Annotated in this window: 13 protein-coding genes; 7 read left to right on the forward strand and 6 right to left on the reverse strand. The window is 69.1% G+C overall.

Translation table 11 applies throughout. The features are described 5' to 3' along the window. Window positions 1-398: 398 nt before the first annotated feature. Window positions 399-1,361 carry an AfsR/SARP family transcriptional regulator gene (locus FXO23_RS09575; RefSeq protein ID WP_343034463.1) on the reverse strand — a complete coding sequence of 321 codons (963 nt, stop codon included), beginning with the start codon at window positions 1,359-1,361 and terminating at the stop codon, window positions 399-401. A 422-nt stretch (window positions 1,362-1,783) separates the two neighbouring features. On the opposite strand from FXO23_RS09575, the gene FXO23_RS09580 reads away from it, so the two are divergent. The 3 genes from FXO23_RS09580 to FXO23_RS09590 are packed head-to-tail and all read left to right on the forward strand — an operon-like array spanning window position 1,784 to window position 5,095. After that, window positions 1,784-2,599: a 2-amino-3,7-dideoxy-D-threo-hept-6-ulosonate synthase gene (locus tag FXO23_RS09580; protein ID WP_158883092.1), complete on the forward strand. Its 816-nt coding sequence runs from the start codon at window positions 1,784-1,786 to the stop codon at window positions 2,597-2,599. Further along, complete coding sequence (locus FXO23_RS09585; RefSeq protein ID WP_158883094.1) at window positions 2,596-3,702, forward strand: 3-dehydroquinate synthase II family protein; 1,107 nt, start codon at window positions 2,596-2,598, stop codon at window positions 3,700-3,702. Before FXO23_RS09580 ends, FXO23_RS09585 begins: the two co-directional genes overlap by 4 nt. Window positions 3,703-3,733: 31 nt before the next feature. Beyond that, entirely contained in the window at window positions 3,734-5,095 is a 1,362-nt protein-coding gene (locus FXO23_RS09590; protein ID WP_158883096.1) for a class I adenylate-forming enzyme family protein, read from the forward strand. Between the two features lie 225 nt (window positions 5,096-5,320). Here the strand turns inward: FXO23_RS09590 and FXO23_RS09595 are convergent, their stop codons facing one another. From FXO23_RS09595 to FXO23_RS09615, 5 genes are all read right to left on the reverse strand, one after another. Next, entirely contained in the window at window positions 5,321-6,142 is an 822-nt protein-coding gene (locus tag FXO23_RS09595) for an AfsR/SARP family transcriptional regulator (protein WP_218951935.1), read from the reverse strand. After that, entirely contained in the window at window positions 6,139-7,161 is a 1,023-nt protein-coding gene (locus tag FXO23_RS09600) for a methyltransferase (protein ID WP_158883098.1), read from the reverse strand. The genes FXO23_RS09595 and FXO23_RS09600 overlap by 4 nt, the downstream gene beginning before the upstream one ends. Beyond that, on the reverse strand, window positions 7,158-8,750 hold the full coding sequence (locus tag FXO23_RS09605) for a class I adenylate-forming enzyme family protein (RefSeq protein ID WP_246257069.1): 1,593 nt from the start codon (window positions 8,748-8,750) through the stop codon (window positions 7,158-7,160). The genes FXO23_RS09600 and FXO23_RS09605 overlap by 4 nt, the downstream gene beginning before the upstream one ends. 131 nt (window positions 8,751-8,881) lie before the next feature. After that, the gene (locus tag FXO23_RS09610; protein ID WP_281356491.1) at window positions 8,882-10,123 is read right to left on the reverse strand and encodes an FAD-dependent monooxygenase; all 1,242 of its coding nucleotides are present in this window, start codon (window positions 10,121-10,123) and stop codon (window positions 8,882-8,884) included. A 59-nt stretch (window positions 10,124-10,182) separates the two neighbouring features. After that, window positions 10,183-11,427: an MFS transporter gene (locus FXO23_RS09615; RefSeq protein ID WP_158883100.1), complete on the reverse strand. Its 1,245-nt coding sequence runs from the start codon at window positions 11,425-11,427 to the stop codon at window positions 10,183-10,185. A gap of 92 nt (window positions 11,428-11,519) precedes the next feature. On the opposite strand from FXO23_RS09615, the gene FXO23_RS09620 reads away from it, so the two are divergent. The 4 genes from FXO23_RS09620 (at window position 11,520) to FXO23_RS09635 (ending at window position 16,993) form a co-directional block, all read left to right on the forward strand. Beyond that, entirely contained in the window at window positions 11,520-11,996 is a 477-nt protein-coding gene (locus tag FXO23_RS09620; protein WP_158883102.1) for an RrF2 family transcriptional regulator, read from the forward strand. A gap of 7 nt (window positions 11,997-12,003) precedes the next feature. Next, window positions 12,004-12,804 carry a thymidylate synthase gene (locus FXO23_RS09625; protein WP_158883104.1) on the forward strand — a complete coding sequence of 267 codons (801 nt, stop codon included), beginning with the start codon at window positions 12,004-12,006 and terminating at the stop codon, window positions 12,802-12,804. 303 nt (window positions 12,805-13,107) lie between these two features. After that, window positions 13,108-14,628, forward strand: coding sequence for an FAD-binding oxidoreductase (locus FXO23_RS09630; protein WP_158883106.1), 1,521 nt, complete (start codon window positions 13,108-13,110; stop codon window positions 14,626-14,628). 4 nt (window positions 14,629-14,632) lie between these two features. Beyond that, the gene (locus FXO23_RS09635; protein WP_158883108.1) at window positions 14,633-16,993 is read left to right on the forward strand and encodes a penicillin acylase family protein; all 2,361 of its coding nucleotides are present in this window, start codon (window positions 14,633-14,635) and stop codon (window positions 16,991-16,993) included. Window positions 16,994-17,339: the final 346 nt, after the last annotated feature.

Here is a 17,339-nt window from a genome sequence, read left to right on the forward strand (position 1 = left end):
CGGCCTGACCACTCACGACCCCCAGTACTTGGTTCCCTTACAAGAGACGGTGACCGGTCCGGGCGTGCGGGCGCCGCCTGACTGCCACCCCGATGCTCGTCGCACGTTGTCGGCTAAGAGGAACCGCAACGAGGCCGTGCTCGCCGGGGCGCCCCCCGGGGGGGGCACCTACCGAAACGGGGAACTCGGCCTACCGAAACGAGGGACTCGCACGTCCGAAACGGGGGACACGCGCCTGCGGGGTCCCCGCCCGCGGCGAGCCTCTCGTTCTGGTCGCGTGTGTTCCCCGTTCCGGTACCCGGAGGACACCACTGTGGCTTTCGGGGCGTTGCAGGTACCGAACGCCGCATTGGGCAACCCCCGGCACTCGGTCCCCTGCCCCAAAAGGCAGGCAAGGTCTAGACCAGGGCGCCCCTTTCGCTTTCCACCTGCCTCGTCGGCACCTCCAGCACCTTGTCCGCCGCGATGATCGCCTCGTACAACCGCTGCATCCGGGGACACGGCAGCAGCCCCAGCTGGTCCCCGAGCACCCGGCTCAACCGGTGGAACACCCGCGCCGCCTCCGCCTGCCGACCGGAACGGTAGAGCGCGACCATCAGCTGCGCGTGAATGTTCTCGTGCATCGGGTAGGCGTCGGCGAGCTTCCGCAGCTCGCCCAGGAGCCCGCCGTGGCGGCCCAGCCGGAGATCGGCCTCGATGCGTTGTTCGAGCACCCCCAGCCGGCACTCCTTCATTTCCAGCTGGTACGCCGAAATCGCCGGACCGGGCAGCACGTCGACCAGCACCGGACCGCGCCAGAGCGCGAGCGCGGACCGGAACAGCTCCGCCGCCCGGTAGTCCTCGTTGCAGGCCAGCGCGGTGTGCGCGTCGAGGACCAGCCGGTCGAAGATCGCGCGGTCGAAGCTTTCCCGGGGAACCAGCAGCTGGTACCCCTGCTTCCGGGTGAGCAGCAGGTCCCCACCGGCACCGTCCGGAATGGACCGCAGCAGCCGGCGGATCTGCAGCACGTAGGTCTGCAGCGTGGACATGACGCTCTTGGGCGGATCGGTGGACCACAACTCCTCGATGCAGTAGTCCACCGAGACGAACTCGTTCGCGTTGATCAGTAACAGCGCGAGCAACTGCCGCGCCTTCGGTGCGCTCGGGACGTACGAAACACCGTCTTTGGCCACCAATAGTGGACCCAGAACTCCTAATTGCATCAAACTGCCCCCCAGCCGATGGTTACGAAAAGCCAAGATCGTCCGTCGGGCCCCCCGCAACGTCGACGCCATCATATCCGCGCGCCACTGGTCCACACGAGTGATTCTCGAAACGTGGCCGTTACGCTCCGCAGAGCCTCCGTCGAGCACCAAGATCATTAACCGAATCGTCGCAGCTCAAGGGCTACAAGCAGGAACCGCACGAACATCAACAACTCGGGCATTCACCCGATATTGCATCGAAATCGCTACTCAAAGTAGTCGTGGCGGTATGGTGTCCCACCAGCGCCGAGCACCGCCCGGGATCGCCCGCGCGCCCGCCGATACTGCGGGCGCACAAGCACTCTCGTACCGTTTACCTAACGCGCGAAGTCGCCCCGATAAATGCACTTTCGGACCAATCGGCGGAGCAGCCGGGGAAACTCCGCAATTTACTCCGCCGGAATCAATTACCGTTTCCGTCGTTGATCTACGACGGAAATTAACCGACCCGCGCGCACCCTCGCCGACATCGCTCGATCCTTTAGGCGGCCCTGCGACGGTATGGCCATGAGCCCGACACCACGAGCAGGAGGTGCGCCATGGCGACGCTGCCCCTGACCGGCAAATCCTTGCGACTGGCCAGACTGTCCCGGCATTGCGACGACCGCTTTCTCTTCATCCCCCTCGATCACACGATTTCCGACGGCCCGATCGCGACCGCCGCCGGATTCAACCAGCTCGTCCGGGACATCGCCGACGGCGGAGCCGACGCGATCGTGGTGCACAAGGGGCGCGCCCGCACCATCCAGCCGGAACTGCTTTCCCGGTGCGCTTTGGTGGTCCACCTGTCCGCCAGCACCGCGCACGCCCCGGACACCAACGCGAAGGTTCTGGTCGGCGAGGTCGCCGAGGCGGTCCGGCTCGGCGCGGACGCGGTCAGCGTGCACGTCAACATCGGCTCGGACACCGAGGCCGGGCAGCTCGCGGATCTGGGGACCGTCGCCAAGGCCAGTGACCGGTGGGGCATTCCGCTGATGGCGATGATGTACCCGCGCGGGCCGCGGCTGACCGAACCCGGCGACCCGGTGCTGCTGTCGCATGTGGTCAACATCGCCGCGGATCTCGGCGCGGATCTCGTCAAGGTGCCGATGGCCGCACCGCCGGACCGCATGGTCGAGGTGGTGGCCAGCTCCCCGCTGCCGATCGTCGTCGCCGGCGGTTCCGGTGCGGACACAAGCGTGGCCCAGCTCGCGACGAACGCCCTCACCGTGGGCTGTCACGGGCTGGCCGTCGGGCGCCGCGTGTTCACCAGCGCGGCTCCCCGGCAGACGGTGCACGAACTCGCCACGATCATCCATGGACCGGAGCTCGCCTCCGAACCCACGCCACAATCCCGAATGGTAGGTGTTCCGTGAAATTCGCCTGGATCGACATCCGTTCCGTCCCCGAGAACCAGCGGGCGGCGATCGTCGATGCCGCCATCCACGCCCGGGTGGACGCCATCGTCGACTCCGACCTCAGCACGCTCGCGACCCTGCCGAACACGGTGAAACGGGTGCTGGTCGGCGATTCCGCGGTGGAAACCGCGGGCGAAGGCGTGATCGCGCTGCGCGATGTCGCGAGCGACGACGAGATCGGCGCGCTCGCGGCCCGGGTGCGCGACGGGGACCAGAACGTCGCCGCGCTGGTGAACGTCGTGGACGACCCGACGCTCACCCTGGCCTGCCACGCCGCGATCGCGCTGCCCTACACCGTGGTCCAGTTCCGCGATCCGACCAAGATCCCGCTGGAGATCGTCATCGCGGCGGCGGATCCCGCCCCGGGCTCGCTGATCTGCCAGGCGAACAACCTCGAAGACGCGCAGATCATCGTGGACGTGCTGGAAAAGGGTTCCGACGGGATCATCCTCGCGCCGCGCAACGCCGACGACGTGTTCGGCCTGGTCCAGCTGCTCCAGGCGAAAACCCCGTCGCTCGCGCTGAACAAGCTGACCGTCGAGTCGATCGAGCACTGCGGGCTGGGCGATCGGGTCTGCATCGACACGTGCACGCATTTCGAGGAGGACGAGGGCATGCTCGTCGGCTCCTACGCGCACGGATTCATCCTGTGCTGCAGCGAAACGCATCCGCTGCCGTACATGCCGACCCGCCCGTTCCGGATCAACGCCGGCGCCCTGCATTCCTACGTGCTGGGCCAGGACAACCGCACCAACTACCTCAGCGAACTGAAGTCGGGCAGCGCGGTCCTCGCCGTGGGCGCGGACGGCCGCACCCGGCGGATCGTCGTCGGGCGGATCAAACTCGAATCCCGGCCGCTGCTGAGCATCACCGCGAGTTCCGAGGAAGGCGTGCGGACGAACCTGATCGTCCAGGACGACTGGCACGTCCGGGTGCTCGGTCCGGGCGGGCTGGTCCTCAACGTCACCGAACTCAAGCCCGGTGACCAGTTGCTCGGGTACGTCGCCACCGACAAGCGGCACGTCGGCTGGCCGGTCGGCGAGTTCTGCGTCGAGAAGTAGTCCACCCGTCGTCCGCCGAAAGGAGACCAAGGTGACTCTGGATTCCTGGTGGGGCGCGGAACTGCTCCGCGGTGGCGCGGACGACGCGGTGTGGGCGCGGGCGGCGAGCCCGGTCACGAACGGCAGCCTGCGTGCCGAAGTGACCCGGCTCGCCGCCCTGTTCCGCGGGCAGGGCATCGGCCCGGGTTGCACCGTCGCGGTGCAGGGCACGCCGAGTTTCACCCAGCTGTGGTCGATCTTCGCGCTGTGGTCGCTCGGCGCGCAGGTGCTCCTGCTGGACCCGCGGCTGCGCGGGAACGACCGGGCCGCGCTGCTGGCCCAGTGCTCGCCGCAGGTCCAGCTCGTCCTCGGCGGCGCTCCCCGATCGCCGGAGGTGTTCATCGAGGAATGCGAGACCCTGGTGCGCCGGCTGCCCGGCGGCCGCCCGGCGCGCACCGGCCACTGCCTGGTGCAGTTCTCCTCCGGGACCACCGGGCGGATCAAGGCGATCGGCCGGACGCCGGAATCCCTGCTCGGCGAGCTGAACCGGCTCGCCGCGATCCCGGGCATGCCGGGCCGCGGCGAGCAGGTGCTGCTGCTCGATTCGACCACGCATTCCTTCGGCCTGATCGGCGGTGTGCTGCACGCGCTCAACGCCGGCGCCACCACCGTGTTCGCCACCGGCCCGCTCGGCGCCGCGGCCCGGGACGTCCAGGTCATCCTCGGCAATCCGCGGCATTTCGAAACCCTCGCCGCCACCCCGGACGCGCTGACGCTGCCCCGGCTCCGGCTCGCCGTGTCCTGCGGGGAAATCCTGCCGCAGCGGGTATACGACGAATTCGCCGAACGGTTCGGGGTGCTCATCGGCCAGGCCTACGGCACCACCGAAACCGGGATCGTCGCGACCGACCTCGGCGGCCGGTTCGGGCCGCGCAGCATCGGCCTGCCGGCGCCGGGCATCCGGACCCGCGTCACCGAAGGCGTCCTGCACGTGCACGTTCCCCAGTCGCCGTACCTCTACGAACACCATCCGTGGGTCGGCGGCTGGCTGTCCACTCAGGACCTGGTCACCTGGAACCCGGAGCAGCGCGCGCTGCGGTTGCGCGGGCGCGTGGACGCCGAAGGGGTGGCCGGGTGCACCGACGTCGACCTGCTGGAGATCGAGACCGTGCTGCGCGCGCACCGGCTGGTGTCGAACGCGGTGGTGCTCGGCGATCCGGTGGAGGCGCACGTCGTCGGCGCGGCCGAGCTGGACGAAGCGGAGCTGCGGGAGTGGTGCCACTGGTTCCTGCCGGACGGGAACACCCCGTCCCGCTATCACCTCATGCGCGAACTTCCCTTGACCCCCAACGGAAAGGCCCTGCGCAGCCGGAGTGGGCTGCGGGAGCACCGGCTCGCCGTGGAGAGCCGGTGAGAAAAGGGACCCGCGGGGGACCTGGTCGGTGCACTCGACCAGGTCCCCCGCGGGGGCTCTATCATTCTGAGAACTCGCTCCGCGATCCCGTCGACAGGGCGCTCCTTGGCGAGTCACGCTCGACTTTCCGCTGTTGGGCGCCCTGCCGCCGCGATAGCGGGGCCTTCGGCCGCCGAGTTCCTTGGCTCAAGTCCACAGGCCACTCCAGTTTCAGCCGCTTCCGTGTCAGACAGCCATCGGCACGACCATGTCGAGGGACAGCCTCGACCGCGTGCTCGACGGCGGATCCAGGGTGGCGTCGGCGGACAGGATGTTGGTGTAGAGCTCGTGCAGCCGCCGCGAAAGCGCGCCGCCCGAATCCTCGGCCACCGCCTTGCGCAGCCGGTGGAACGCGGCCAGCGCGTCCACCTGGCGGCCCGAGCGGTAGAGCGCGAGCATCAGCTGCGCGGTGAACTCCTCGTGCGTGCGGTGGTGGTGCACGAGCGCGGTCAGCTCACCGATCAGCTCGTGATGCCGCCCGAGCTCCAGATCGGCCTCGATGCGATGGCTGATCGCGTCGAGCTGCTTGCGCTGGAGCAACGTGATCGCGGCCCGCAGGATCGGCCCGGCCACCACGTCGACCAGCGCGGGCGCGCTCCACAGCCGCAGCGCCTCGCGCAGGCCGTGCGCCCGCAGGGCGGTGTCGCGCACGGCCAGGGCCGCGCGCACCCGGTGCTCGAACACGTCGAGATCGAGTTCGCCGGGTTTCACCACGAGCTCGTACCCGCCCTTGCGGGTGAGCAGCCGCCCGCCGGACCCGTCGGGCAGGCGCAGCTGTTCCAGCGCCTTGCGCAGTTGCATGACATAGGTGTGCAGGGCCGCGATGGCCCGGGCGGGCGGGGTGCCCTCCCACAGTTCCTCCACGAACTGCGGGAGCGGCACCACGCTGTTGGCCTTCAACAGCAGCAACACGAGAACCTGGCGCTGCTTCGCCGCGGTGGGCGTGCGGCAGCAACCACGGTCCTCCACGGACAGCGGCCCGAGTACCCGGAAGATCATCTGGCTCATCCCGGGATCGTCGCCGGCGCCGCGACCAGGAGGTGGGTCTCCAGCGGCAGTGCGTGCACCGAACGCAGCGCGAACCCGGCCTTGTCCAGCATCGTGCGGTACTCGGCCTCGTCCCGTTCCCGGCCGCCCCCGAGCACCACCAGCATGTGCATGCTGAAGCCCAGCGCCAGCGAGGCGTCCTCGCCGGTGATGAGCCGTTCCAGGATCACCAGCGTCCCGTCCGGCGCCATGGCGCGCCGGATGTTGGCCAGGATCCGGTGGCACGCCTCGTCGTCGAAGCAGTGCAGGATCCGGGACAGCAGGTAGACGTCCCCGGATTCCGGCACCGATTCGAAGAAGTCGCCGCCGACGCGTTCGCAGCGGTCGCCGTGGTCGAGGGCGATCGGGTACCGCTCGGACTCCTCGATCACGTGCGGCGCGTCGAACAGCACCGCCCGCGGCTCCGGATTCGCCCGCAGGAGTTGATCGAGCAGCGATCCGTGGCCGCCGGCGACGTCGACGATGCGCCGGGCCCGCGAGAAGTCGTAGGCCCGGCCGACCTCGGCGAAGAACGGCGCGCCCGCGTCCATCATGCGCTCGTAGGCGTGCGAAGCCTCGGGGTTCTGCCGGAGGTAGGCGAACAGGTCGCTGCCGAACACCCGGGAGAACGCGGCCCCGCCGCCACGCAGCGAATGTTCCAGCTCGCCCCACGCGCGGTAGAAGTGATCGCCGTAGAGGCGCATGTGGTGGCGCATGGCGCTGGGCGAATCCGAGCGGAGCAACTCGCCCACCTCGCTGAGCGCGTACCCGTCGGTCTCGTTCCCGGTCACCACGCCGAGGCTGCCGAGGTAGGCCAGCAACCGGCCCAGCGCGTCCGCGTCCAGATCCAGGGCCAGGGCCAGTTCGGTGCCGGACATCGGATTCGAGCCGGTGAGGCGGTCGATGACGCCGAGCTCGGTCGCGAAGTAGACGGCCTCGGTCTTCCAGAAGCCGGTCATCAACTCGATCAGGTGCCGCTCGGCGGAACTCGCGGTGGTCATGCGCCCTTCCCCTCTCCGGTCGCGGCGCGCGCTCCCGCTCCGCGGTCCTCCCGCACCAGTTTGGCCAGCTGGTGCCGCTGGATCTTCCAGGTCGAGGTCCGGGGCAGCTTGTCGAAATCGAGCTGCCACACCGGCGCCATCGCGGGCAGGTCGCCGGTGGCCCGCCGCCAGCGCGCCTGGTCGATCGGGCCGTCGTCGCGGGTGGCCACCACGGGCACCGGTTCGCCCTGCGGCCCGGCCACGATCACGATCTCCCGCAGTTCGTCGAGCCGCGACATGAGGATGTCCTCAACCTCCAGGTTGCTGGTCATCGAGTCGATCTGGTCGACCTCCCGGTCGAGCAGGTGCAGCAGGCCCCACCGATCCCGATAGCCCATGTCGCCGAGCCGCCACCAACCGTTACGGACCTCCTTCGCGTACCGCGCGTCCTCCCCGAGATAAGTGAGGATGCGGGTCCGGCTGCGTACCTCGAGATGGCCGACCGCACCGGTTTTCACCCGTTTGCCGTCCGCCCCGACCACGCGCATCGAGATGAACCCGGGCAGCGGCATGCCCACACAACGGCCGTCGGCGTTCTTCGCGCTGCGCCGCGTGTACCACCGGCCCGCCACCGGGCCGATCTCGGACTGCCCGTACGCCTGCAGGAAAAGCGGCCGCCGCCGGTGCGAGGCGCCCAGCATGCGCTGGATGGTTCGCGGGTGCATCGCGTCGAAGGTGGCGCCGAAGTAGCGCACGCTGGACAGCGGCTCGGCCGGATCGTCCCCGAGCACTTCCCAGTCGACGTAGTTGTTGGGATGCGTCTCGACATAGCCGGGCCGCGTCCGGGCGAACAGCGGGCCGACCCGGCGCGGATCCGCGTCCACCGCGATCACCAGCGGGTTGCCCAGTTCCAGCCACATCGCCAGGGCCTGGTAGAACCGCGAATGCACGAACGTCATGCACAGCGCGGCCTTCTCCTTGCGCCGGATCGGCCAGGCCGCGAGCTTCTGCGGCACCAGGCGGTGGAAACCGGCTTCCGGGCAGTGCACCGCGAGCTTCGGGATCCCGGTCGTGCCGGAACTGTGCGAGATCAGCGAAGGCTGGCGCGGGTGCAGCAGCACCGCGTCGCGCCGCGGCGCGTCGGTGATGGCCGCCAGCTCGATGGTGCCGACCCGTTCGGCGCCCGCGGCCAGCAGGACCCCTCGGGTCGCCGTGACGACCGGGATCTCGTGCAGCGGGCCGTCGATCGTGTCGCCGTCGGTGAGCAGCCACGGCCGATCGAGCCGGTGCAGCAGCGTGAAGACGATCTCGCCGTCGAGGAACGGCGACAGCAGCGCGGGAACCGCGCCGATCCGGGCCACCGCGCAGGCGAACAGCGCGATGTCGAAGTTGTTGGTCTTGTACAGGGCCACGCGTTCGGTCGGCCGCACTCCGGCCGCCCACAACCGGGCGGAGAGGTCGTCCACGACCTCGGCCAGCTGGGCCACGGTGAATTCGGTGCCGCGCTCCGGAGCCCACCGCAACGGCTGGTCGAGGGTCACCTCGAGCCCGGGATCGCGGCGCGCGGCTTCGTCGAAGATCTTGCCGATGTAGAAACCGTTTCCGCGCATTATTCGGCGGATCAAAGAATGCATCAGTCCTCCAGTACCGCTGGATGCGAATACTCGCCCGGCGCCGCACAGACCACCCCAGATGCGGTGCGCCGGGTTCGCTGACCAGGTGCTGCCCGATCGCGCGAGGTCTAGGAAACGACCTCGTGTCGATGTTCCCCCAGTGCGGCCCGTCCGTTCAGCGCTTCGAGCTGCGCCGGGGTCAGGGCCGCGTCGTAACCGTAAAGCCATGCCAGATCGTTGAGCGTTTCCCCCGCCAGGCGGAAATCCCGCTCCTGCTGCCGCACCCCGTCGGCGAAGTGGAAGGACTCCGCCCGGATCCGGGACTGCCGGTGCACTTCGGCGGTCCTGGGCTTGCGCAGCGCCTCGTAGTGCCGCAGCGACCGCACCGGATCACGGCTGCCGTCGCCGAGGCAATCGGTCAACACCACGGCGTCCTCGAGCGCTTGGTTCGCGCCCTGGGACATGTACGGCAGCATCGGATGTGCCGCGTCCCCCACGAGAGCGAGCCGGCCGCTGACATACCGGTCGGCGAGATCCCGGTCGAACAACCCCCAGCGGGTCACCGAAGCCGCGGCGGTGACCACCCGCCGCACCTCCGCGTTCCACCCGGCGAACGCCGCGGCGAGTTCGTCGGTTTCGGTACCCGTCGTCGAAGAGCCGAGCCGTTCGTCGTCGGTGGCGCACACCGCGCTGAAGTGAACGGTTTTCCCTGCGGAGATCGGGTAATACGTGACGTGATGTTTGGGGCCGAACCAGAACATTACCCTGGGATCGGCCGCGAAGGAAGGCACTACCTCGGCGGGTATCAACCCGCGATACACGGAATATCCGGAAAACTTGGGCTCGTCCAGCACGACAGCGCGGCGGACGGCGGAATGCACCCCATCGGCGCCGATCACCAGCTCCGCCGTGGCGGTACCGCCGTCGGCGAAGTGCAGCTCGACGTGGTCGGCGCGTTCGACCACGCGAGCCACACTCCGCCCGAGGTGAACTGTGCCGGGGGTCAGCATGTTCACCAGGCAGCGCTGGAGATCAGCGCGATGGATCAGGTAGTACGGCGCGCCGAACAACTCGTCGCACGCCGTACCGTGCGGGACCCGGGCGAGCAATCTGCCGTCGTCCCAGCGCCTGGTTTCGATCGAACGCGCCTGTACGCCGTTCTCCGCCAGGGCCGGGGCGACGCCCAGCCGGTGCAGGATCCGCACCCCGTTGGGGGAAAGCTGGATTCCCGCACCGACCGCGTCGAACACCGGAGATTGTTCGAACAGTTCACAATGCACGCCACGCCTGCGCAGGATGGTCGCGATCACCAGACCCGCGATTCCCGCACCGACGATGGCAACTCGTGCTCTCTCGGACTCGGAAGCCACCTCAAACAACCCCCAGCTCGGCGTTTCGATGGAAAGTGCTCGGTTCCCTTCCTGCCGCCTTACTCCGACCGGGCCAACCGGCGGGGCGACAGACCTGCGATCGGTAGAACCATCAGTGCGGTGATCGCGGCCAGCAGGATGAATGCCAGCTTGAAATCACCCGAGGCATCCCGCAGTGCGCCGACGATCAAGGGGCCAATCGCGGCACAGCCGTAACCGATGAAGAATGCCATTCCACTGATGCGTCCGGCATGCGTCGCATCCCGGGCCGCTGTGACGGGCAGTGCGAGCACGAGCGGGAACAACCCGCCGTGGCCGACGCCCATGAGGATGATCCACAACCAGGTGCCGGTTCCCGGGCTCAGCGCGAAGCCGAGGAATCCGGCGGCCGTCATCAGCGTGGTGACCGCGAGGCCGAGCCGCTGATCGCTGCGCTCGCCCAGCAGGGCGGGCACCGCGAGCATGGCCACCACCTGGATCGAGATCATCGCGGTGAGCAGGCCGCCCGCGGCGGAATCGCTGCGGCCGGCGTCGTTGGTGAGCAGCGGCGCCACCCAGGCCAGTTCGCAGTAGTACAGCGCGGAGTTGCCCGCCGAGATCGCGGTGATCTTCCACGCCGTCGCGCTGCGCCAGGGCAGGCCCTTGGTCGCCAGCTTGCGCGGGGCCGCGTCGCCGAGGTCCAGCGACCGCTTGGCCGCCGACCACATGACCATTCCGGCGAGCGCGAGCACCGCCCACGAACCCACGGCCACGGGCCACGAACCGAACGCGTCGGCCAGCGGCGCCGTGACTCCGGCGGCCACCGCGCCACCCAGGCCCAGGCCCGCGGTGTAGAGGCCGGTGACCAGTCCGGCGCGGTTGGCGAACCGCGCCTTCACCACGGCCGGCAGCAGCGTCTGGGCGATCGCGATCCCCGCGCCCACCACGAACGCGGTGGTCAGTTGCAACCACGTGGCGTGCCCGAGCGCCCGGGCGATGGTGCCCACGCCGATGATCGCGAGTCCGATCAGGACCCCGCCCTGCAGCCCGGACCGGCGCGCGACCAGCGCGGCCGCCGGGGCGCACAGGCCCATGGCCAGCGTCGGCATCGTGGTGAGCAGCGAAGCACCGGCGGCGGACAGGCCGAGGTCCGCCCGGATGGTGTCCACCAGCGGCGAAATGGCGGCGATGGCCGGTCGGAGGTTCACCGCCGCGACGAACAGCGCCACCGCGGCGAGTCCCAGCGCGGCCCGGTCGGCCGCCGTCGCGGCGCCGGAGTCCGCGGCGGGACTCGGCGACCGAGGCTGTTTCTCAGTGTTGGTCAAGGCAAACCCCTCAACTCGGATAGTTAGTGTCCGGACCGTACCACGCGACGGGGCGACTTGGACATATCTTGTCCGAGAAGTACGATGAAGCAATGAAGCTGTCCAACGGCATCGAATGGGTGCTGCACTGCTGCGTCACGCTCAGCCAGGCGCAGGATCCGGTGCCGGCGCAGCGGCTGGCCGAATTGCACGACATCCCGCCGGCGTACCTCGCCAAGCACCTGCAGGCGTTGTCGCGGGCCGGGGTCGTGCACTCCTCGCAGGGGCAGGACGGCGGCTACGGGCTCACCCGGTCGCCGCAGGAGATCAGCGTGCTCGACGTGGTCGTGGCGATCGACGGGTCGGGGGAGTTCTTCCGCTGCACGGAGATCCGCAAGCGCGGCCCGCTCGCGACGACGCCCGAGCGCTGCACGACGCGCTGCTCCATCGCCCGCGCCATGGCGAACGCCGAACTCGCCTGGCGCGAGGCCCTGTCCAAGATCACGATCGCCGATCTGGCCGCGAACATCGACGCCGACAGCGGCGGCACCGCGCTGGGCGACGTCCGGGAATGGCTGAAGGCGCACTGACGGGACCATGGAGCCGGATATCCAGTACGAGAACCTGCTACGGCACGTCCTCGAGCACGGCACGCCCAAGCGGGATCGCACCGGCGTCGGCACGCGGTCCGTCTTCGGGTACCAGATGCGGTACGGGCTGGACAACGGTTTCCCCCTCATCACCACGAAACGGGTGCATTTCCGCTCCATCGCCTATGAACTCCTGTGGTTCCTGCGCGGGGACCGGAACGTACGCTGGCTGCAACGACACGGCGTCACCATCTGGGACGAATGGGCGGACGCCGACGGCGACCTGGGGCCGGTCTACGGCGTCCAGTGGCGTTCTTGGCCGACTCCCGGTCAGGGTCACATCGACCAGATCTCGCGCGTGCTCGAGACGTTGCGCACCGACCCCGACTCGCGCCGCATGGTCGTTTCCGCGTGGAACGTGGGCGAGATAGCCCAGATGGCGCTGCCGCCGTGCCATGCGCTGTTCCAGTTCTACGTGGCCGACGGACGCCTCTCGTGCCAGCTGTACCAGCGCAGTGCCGATCTGTTCCTCGGCGTTCCGTTCAACATCGCGAGCTATGCCCTGCTCACGCACCTGGTGGCGCAGCAGGTGGGCCTGGAACCGGGCGACTTCATCTGGACCGGCGGCGACTGCCACATCTACGACAACCATCTCGACCAGGTCGCGGAACAACTGTCCCGGACCGCATTCCCCTTTCCCCGGTTACGACTTCGGCGTGCCCCGTCACTTTTCGAGTACGCCTACGACGACCTGGAGATCGTTGACTACCGGCACCATGCCGCGATCTCCGCGCCGGTCGCGGTATGAAACTTACCGCGCCGCTCTGAATTATTGGTCAAGCCGCCGCGGTAAATAAAGCCCCAAGATCAATGGATCACCCCGCACTAGGCTGGATGTCGTAATTACCGCCGACTTGTCTTGATGACCCAGTCCGCCTGCTGCTAGCGTGCGTGGGCGCGCCAAACGCGCAATATCAAACTGGGGCCATATTCGAGCCGAAAGCATCCCGATCGGGGTGCTTTTGGTTGACATCATTCTGTTCTCTCGCAGGTTGTTATGCCCATGCAAATGGTTGGCATCCTGCGCACGCGGTGAGAAAGAGGCAATTGCATGTACACGCGAAGGTCATTCTTCCGGGTGGGCGCCGGGGTCGCCGCGGCCACCACCCTGGGCGGCGCCGGAATGTTCGGCTACACGTCGAGTGCGTCCACAACGGACTGGAGTAAGCTGCGTGCCCAACTCGCCGGCACCCTGGTCCTCCCGCCGGATTCGGGCTACCTGGAAGCCAAACGGCTGATCAGCGCGGAGTTCGACCGGGTCAACCCGCAGGCGATCGCCTACTGCGTGTCCACAGAGGACGTTCGCCGGTGCGTGCTGTTCGCGCGGGAGCACGGGGTGCCCGCGACGCCCCGCAGCGGCGGGCACAGCTTCAACGGCTGGTCCACCACTCCCGGCCTGATCATCGACACCTCGAAGCTCAACCACGCCGCGGTGGGCTCGACCGTCAAGTTCGGTCCCGGGCTCAAGGGCGTGGACTCGATCCCCGCGCTGAAGGCGCACGGGGTCACCCTGCCCATCGGCGGCTGCCCGACGGTCAGCCCCGGCGGGTTCCTCCTCGGCGGCGGCCTGGGCTGGCAGACCCGGAAGTACGGCCTCGCCGCCGACCGGCTGGTCTCCGCCCGCGTGGTGCTCGCCGACGGCCGCGTGGTGCGCGCCTCGGCGAGCCAGTACGGCGACCTGTACTGGGCGCTGCGCGGCGGGGGCGGCGGCAACTTCGGCATCGTCACCGAGTTCGAGTCGCGGCCGACCGTGGTGGACAAGGTGATCAGCTACCGGGTGACCTGGCCGTGGGCCAAGGTCACCGACGTGATCGCCGCCTGGCAGCCCTGGCTGATCGCGGGCCCGGACGAGCTGGCCACCACGCTGGTGATCGTGCTGCCGGACGCCGCGCCCGGCGCGGTCCCGATCGTGCAGGTGGTCGGCGCCTACCTCGGCCCGAAGGCCGAAGCGGACGCCGCGATCAACGGCCTGATCTCCGCGGTCGGCTCGCCGCCGGCGACCAACGCGGCCGAGGAACTGCCCTACGACACCGCGATGATGCGTGCCTTCGGCTGCGGCGACAAGACCGTCGACCAGTGCCACGTCGTGGGCCAGACGCCCGGCGCGCTGCTCGGCCGGACCAAGTTCGTCGCGCACCGGTACCGCACGTTCACCGGCCCCATCCCGGCGGCCGGGATCAACCCGATCGTCACCGCCTTCGACGCGAACCGGCGGGCCGGGCAGAACCGGTCGCTGGTGTTCGCGGGCTGGGGCGGCCAGGCCAACCGGGTGCCGGTGACCGACACCGCCTGGCCGCACCGGGACGCCGAGTTCGCCGTGGGCTTTTCGGGTGAAGTCACCAAGGCGGACCCGACCCCGGACGACACCGGTTCGGCGACGGCCTGGGCGAACAACGGTTTCGCGGCGATGGACCCGTATTCGAGCGGCCACACCTACCTCAACTACGGCCACGACGGACTGCCCAACTGGCAGTGGGCGTACTACGGTTGCAACTACGACCGGCTGGTGACGGTCAAGCGGAAGTACGACCCGGACAACTTCTTCAGTTTCTCGCAGAGCATCGGGAAGTGAGCGCATGGGAAGACGTCGTCGGTTCTCGATCACGATCCTCGCCGGTGTCCTCCTCGGCGGCGGGCTGAGCCCGGTCGCCGCCGGAGCGGACGAACAGGGCGCCGGGTTCACGGTACCCGGGCTCCGGCAACCCGTTCAGCTCATCGTGGACACCTGGGGGGTCCCGCACATCTACGCGGCGAACACCGACGACCTCTTCCTGGCCCAGGGTTTCAACGCCGCCCGCGACCGGCTGTTCCAGATCGACCTGTGGCGCCGGCGCGGGCTCGGCGAGCTCGCCTCGGTCCTCGGACCGTCCTATGTGGAACAGGATCGCGCCACCCGGCAGTTCCTGTACCGCGGGAGCATGCGGCGGGAATGGGAAAGTTACGGGCCGGAGGCCCGGCAGGCGGCGACCCGGTTCACCGAGGGCGTCAACGCCTACGTCGACTGGCTGGCGAAGAATCCGGCCGCGTTGCCCGAGGAGTTCCGCAAGCTCGGCTACCTGCCCGCGAAGTGGAGCCCGGAGGACGTGGTGCGCATCCGCACGCACGGGCTGAGCAAGAACCTCACCAGCGAGGTGCAGCGGGCCAAGGTGGCCTGTGCCGGGGACGTGCGGCTGGACAAGATCCGGGTGAAACTGGAGCCGGACGTGGATCCGGCCGTCCCGGCGGGGCTGGATCCCTGCGTGGTGACCGACGACGTCCTGAACACCTTCAAACTGGCGACCCAGGACGTCGTCTTCGCCCAGGGCAAGGTGCAGGCGGCGCCCGAGGACGAGGGGGCCGCCGAGGGGTCCAACAACTGGGCGGTCTCCCCCGCCCGCACCACGACCGGGCGGCCCATCCTCGCCAACGATCCGCACCGCGCGCTCAAGGCGCCCTCGCTGCGGTACATCGCGCAGCTGTCCGCGCCGGGGATCGACGTCGTCGGCGCGGGTGAACCGTTCCAGCCGGGTATTTCCATCGGGCACAACGGAACCGTGGCCTTCGGGCTCACGATCTTCGGGCTCGACCAGGAGGATCTGTACGTCTACCAGCTCGATCCGAACGATCCGACCCGGTACCGGTACGGCGACGGCTGGGAATCGTTCCGCACGGTCACCGAGCAGGTTCCGGTGGCCGGGCAGGCGCCGCGTCCGGTGGAGCTGCGGTTCACCCGGCACGGTCCGGTGCTCAAAGTGGACGAACAGCGGCATCTCGCGTTCGCGCTGCGCACCGGCTGGTCCGAACCCGGTATGTCGCCGTATTTCGGCAACCTCAAACTGATGCGGGCGCGCAATCTGGACGATTTCACCCGCGCGATGCGCAACTGGGGCGCGCCCGCGGAGAACCAGGCGTACGCGGACACCAGCGGCACGATCGCCTGGGTGCCCGGCGGGCTGGCTCCCAAACGCTCCGGCTACGACGGCCTGCTGCCGGTGCCCGGCGACGGCCGCTACGAATGGAACGGTTTCTACTCCGGCGACGAACTGCCTCGTTCGGTCAATCCGCCGGAAGGGTTCGTCGCCTCGGCCAACCAGTACAACCTGCCACCGGACTACCCGGCGCGGGAACGGAAACTGGGCTTCGAGTGGTCGAATCCGGCGCGGTACCAACGCATCGCCGACGTCCTGTCCGCCACGCCACGGGGTTCGGTGGAGAGTTCGATGGCGTTGCAGAACGACCAGCTCGATCTGCCCGCGACCCGGCTGCGCGCGTTGCTGTCCCGCCTCGACTCCGCCGATCCGGACACCCGCGCCGCGCTGGACCTGCTGCACGGCTGGGACGGGGTCGACCGCGCGGATTCCGCCGCGGCCGCGCTGTACCAGGTGTGGTTCTCCCGCCAGTTGCTGCCCGGGTTCTCGCGTGCCGTGGTGCCGACCGCGGTGCGGCCGCTCATCCCGGTGCCGGACGCGGCGGTCACCGTGGAGGCGCTGGAGAATCCGGCTGCCTGGTTCGGCCCGGACGCGGCGGCGAAGCGGGACGCGCTCCTGCTGTCGACCCTCGCGGCCGGTTACGCGGACGCGAAACGCCTGCTCGGCCCCGATCCCGCCGCCTGGCGCTGGGGCAACCTGCACCAGGTGACCTTCGCGCATCCGCTGGGCGCCAGTGTGGGCCCGCTCCCGCGCGGCGGCTCGGCGTACACAGTGGACGCGGCGACCTATCCCGCTTCCGGCGCCACCTTCGGCCAGACCAACGGGGCGAGCTTCCGGATGGTGCTCGACGTGGGCGGCTGGGACAACTCCCGCGCCGTCAACACCCCCGGCCAATCCGGCGACCCGGCCAGCCCGCACTACCGCGACCTCGCCGAGCGCTGGCATTCCGGCCAGTACTTCCCGCTCCTCTACACCCGTGCCGCGGTGGAACGCAACGCCGAGCACCGGTACCTGCTCCGCCCCTGGTAACCAGGTTTCGTGGGGTCGTGAGTGTTCCGACCGGTTAGAACCGGTCTGTCCACTCACGACCCCCAAACTCGGTACCCGTGCGTGTGCGAGGAGGGCACTCTGGTGGGAAAGTGCCACGCGGCAAGCCGTCCCCGAGGGTCGTGCACTTTGTCGGCCAAGTGATTCCGATACCCGGCGCGGTGCTCGCTCACGCCCGGAAAGTGCGCGCATTTTCGTCGGAACCGCCGCACTCAGCCGACAAAGTGCGGGGCTTGCGAGTCGCCCGGTCCGGTCGCGAACCCCACACCCGAGTGTGTAACTCGCGTGCCCGAGTGTGAAACTCGCCTGCTTGAACGTGCAACTCGCG

Origin of the sequence: Amycolatopsis anabasis (assembly GCF_009765355.1) — a bacterium.
GTDB lineage: Bacteria > Actinomycetota > Actinomycetes > Mycobacteriales > Pseudonocardiaceae > Amycolatopsis > Amycolatopsis anabasis.

What these genes read in the sequence shown, in the direction of transcription:
- FXO23_RS09580 (WP_158883092.1), top strand. Translation starts at nt 1,784, where the DNA reads ATGGCGACGCTGCCCCTGACCGGCAAATCCTTGCGACTGGCCAGACTG.
- FXO23_RS09630 (WP_158883106.1), top strand. Translation starts at nt 13,108, where the DNA reads ATGTACACGCGAAGGTCATTCTTCCGGGTGGGCGCCGGGGTCGCCGCG.
- FXO23_RS09625 (WP_158883104.1), top strand. Translation starts at nt 12,004, where the DNA reads ATGGAGCCGGATATCCAGTACGAGAACCTGCTACGGCACGTCCTCGAG.
- FXO23_RS09635 (WP_158883108.1), top strand. Translation starts at nt 14,633, where the DNA reads ATGGGAAGACGTCGTCGGTTCTCGATCACGATCCTCGCCGGTGTCCTC.
- FXO23_RS09605 (WP_246257069.1), bottom strand. Translation starts at nt 8,750, where the DNA reads ATGCGCGGAAACGGTTTCTACATCGGCAAGATCTTCGACGAAGCCGCG.
- FXO23_RS09620 (WP_158883102.1), top strand. Translation starts at nt 11,520, where the DNA reads ATGAAGCTGTCCAACGGCATCGAATGGGTGCTGCACTGCTGCGTCACG.
- FXO23_RS09595 (WP_218951935.1), bottom strand. Translation starts at nt 6,142, where the DNA reads ATGAGCCAGATGATCTTCCGGGTACTCGGGCCGCTGTCCGTGGAGGAC.
- FXO23_RS09600 (WP_158883098.1), bottom strand. Translation starts at nt 7,161, where the DNA reads ATGACCACCGCGAGTTCCGCCGAGCGGCACCTGATCGAGTTGATGACC.
- FXO23_RS09575 (WP_343034463.1), bottom strand. Translation starts at nt 1,361, where the DNA reads ATGATCTTGGTGCTCGACGGAGGCTCTGCGGAGCGTAACGGCCACGTT.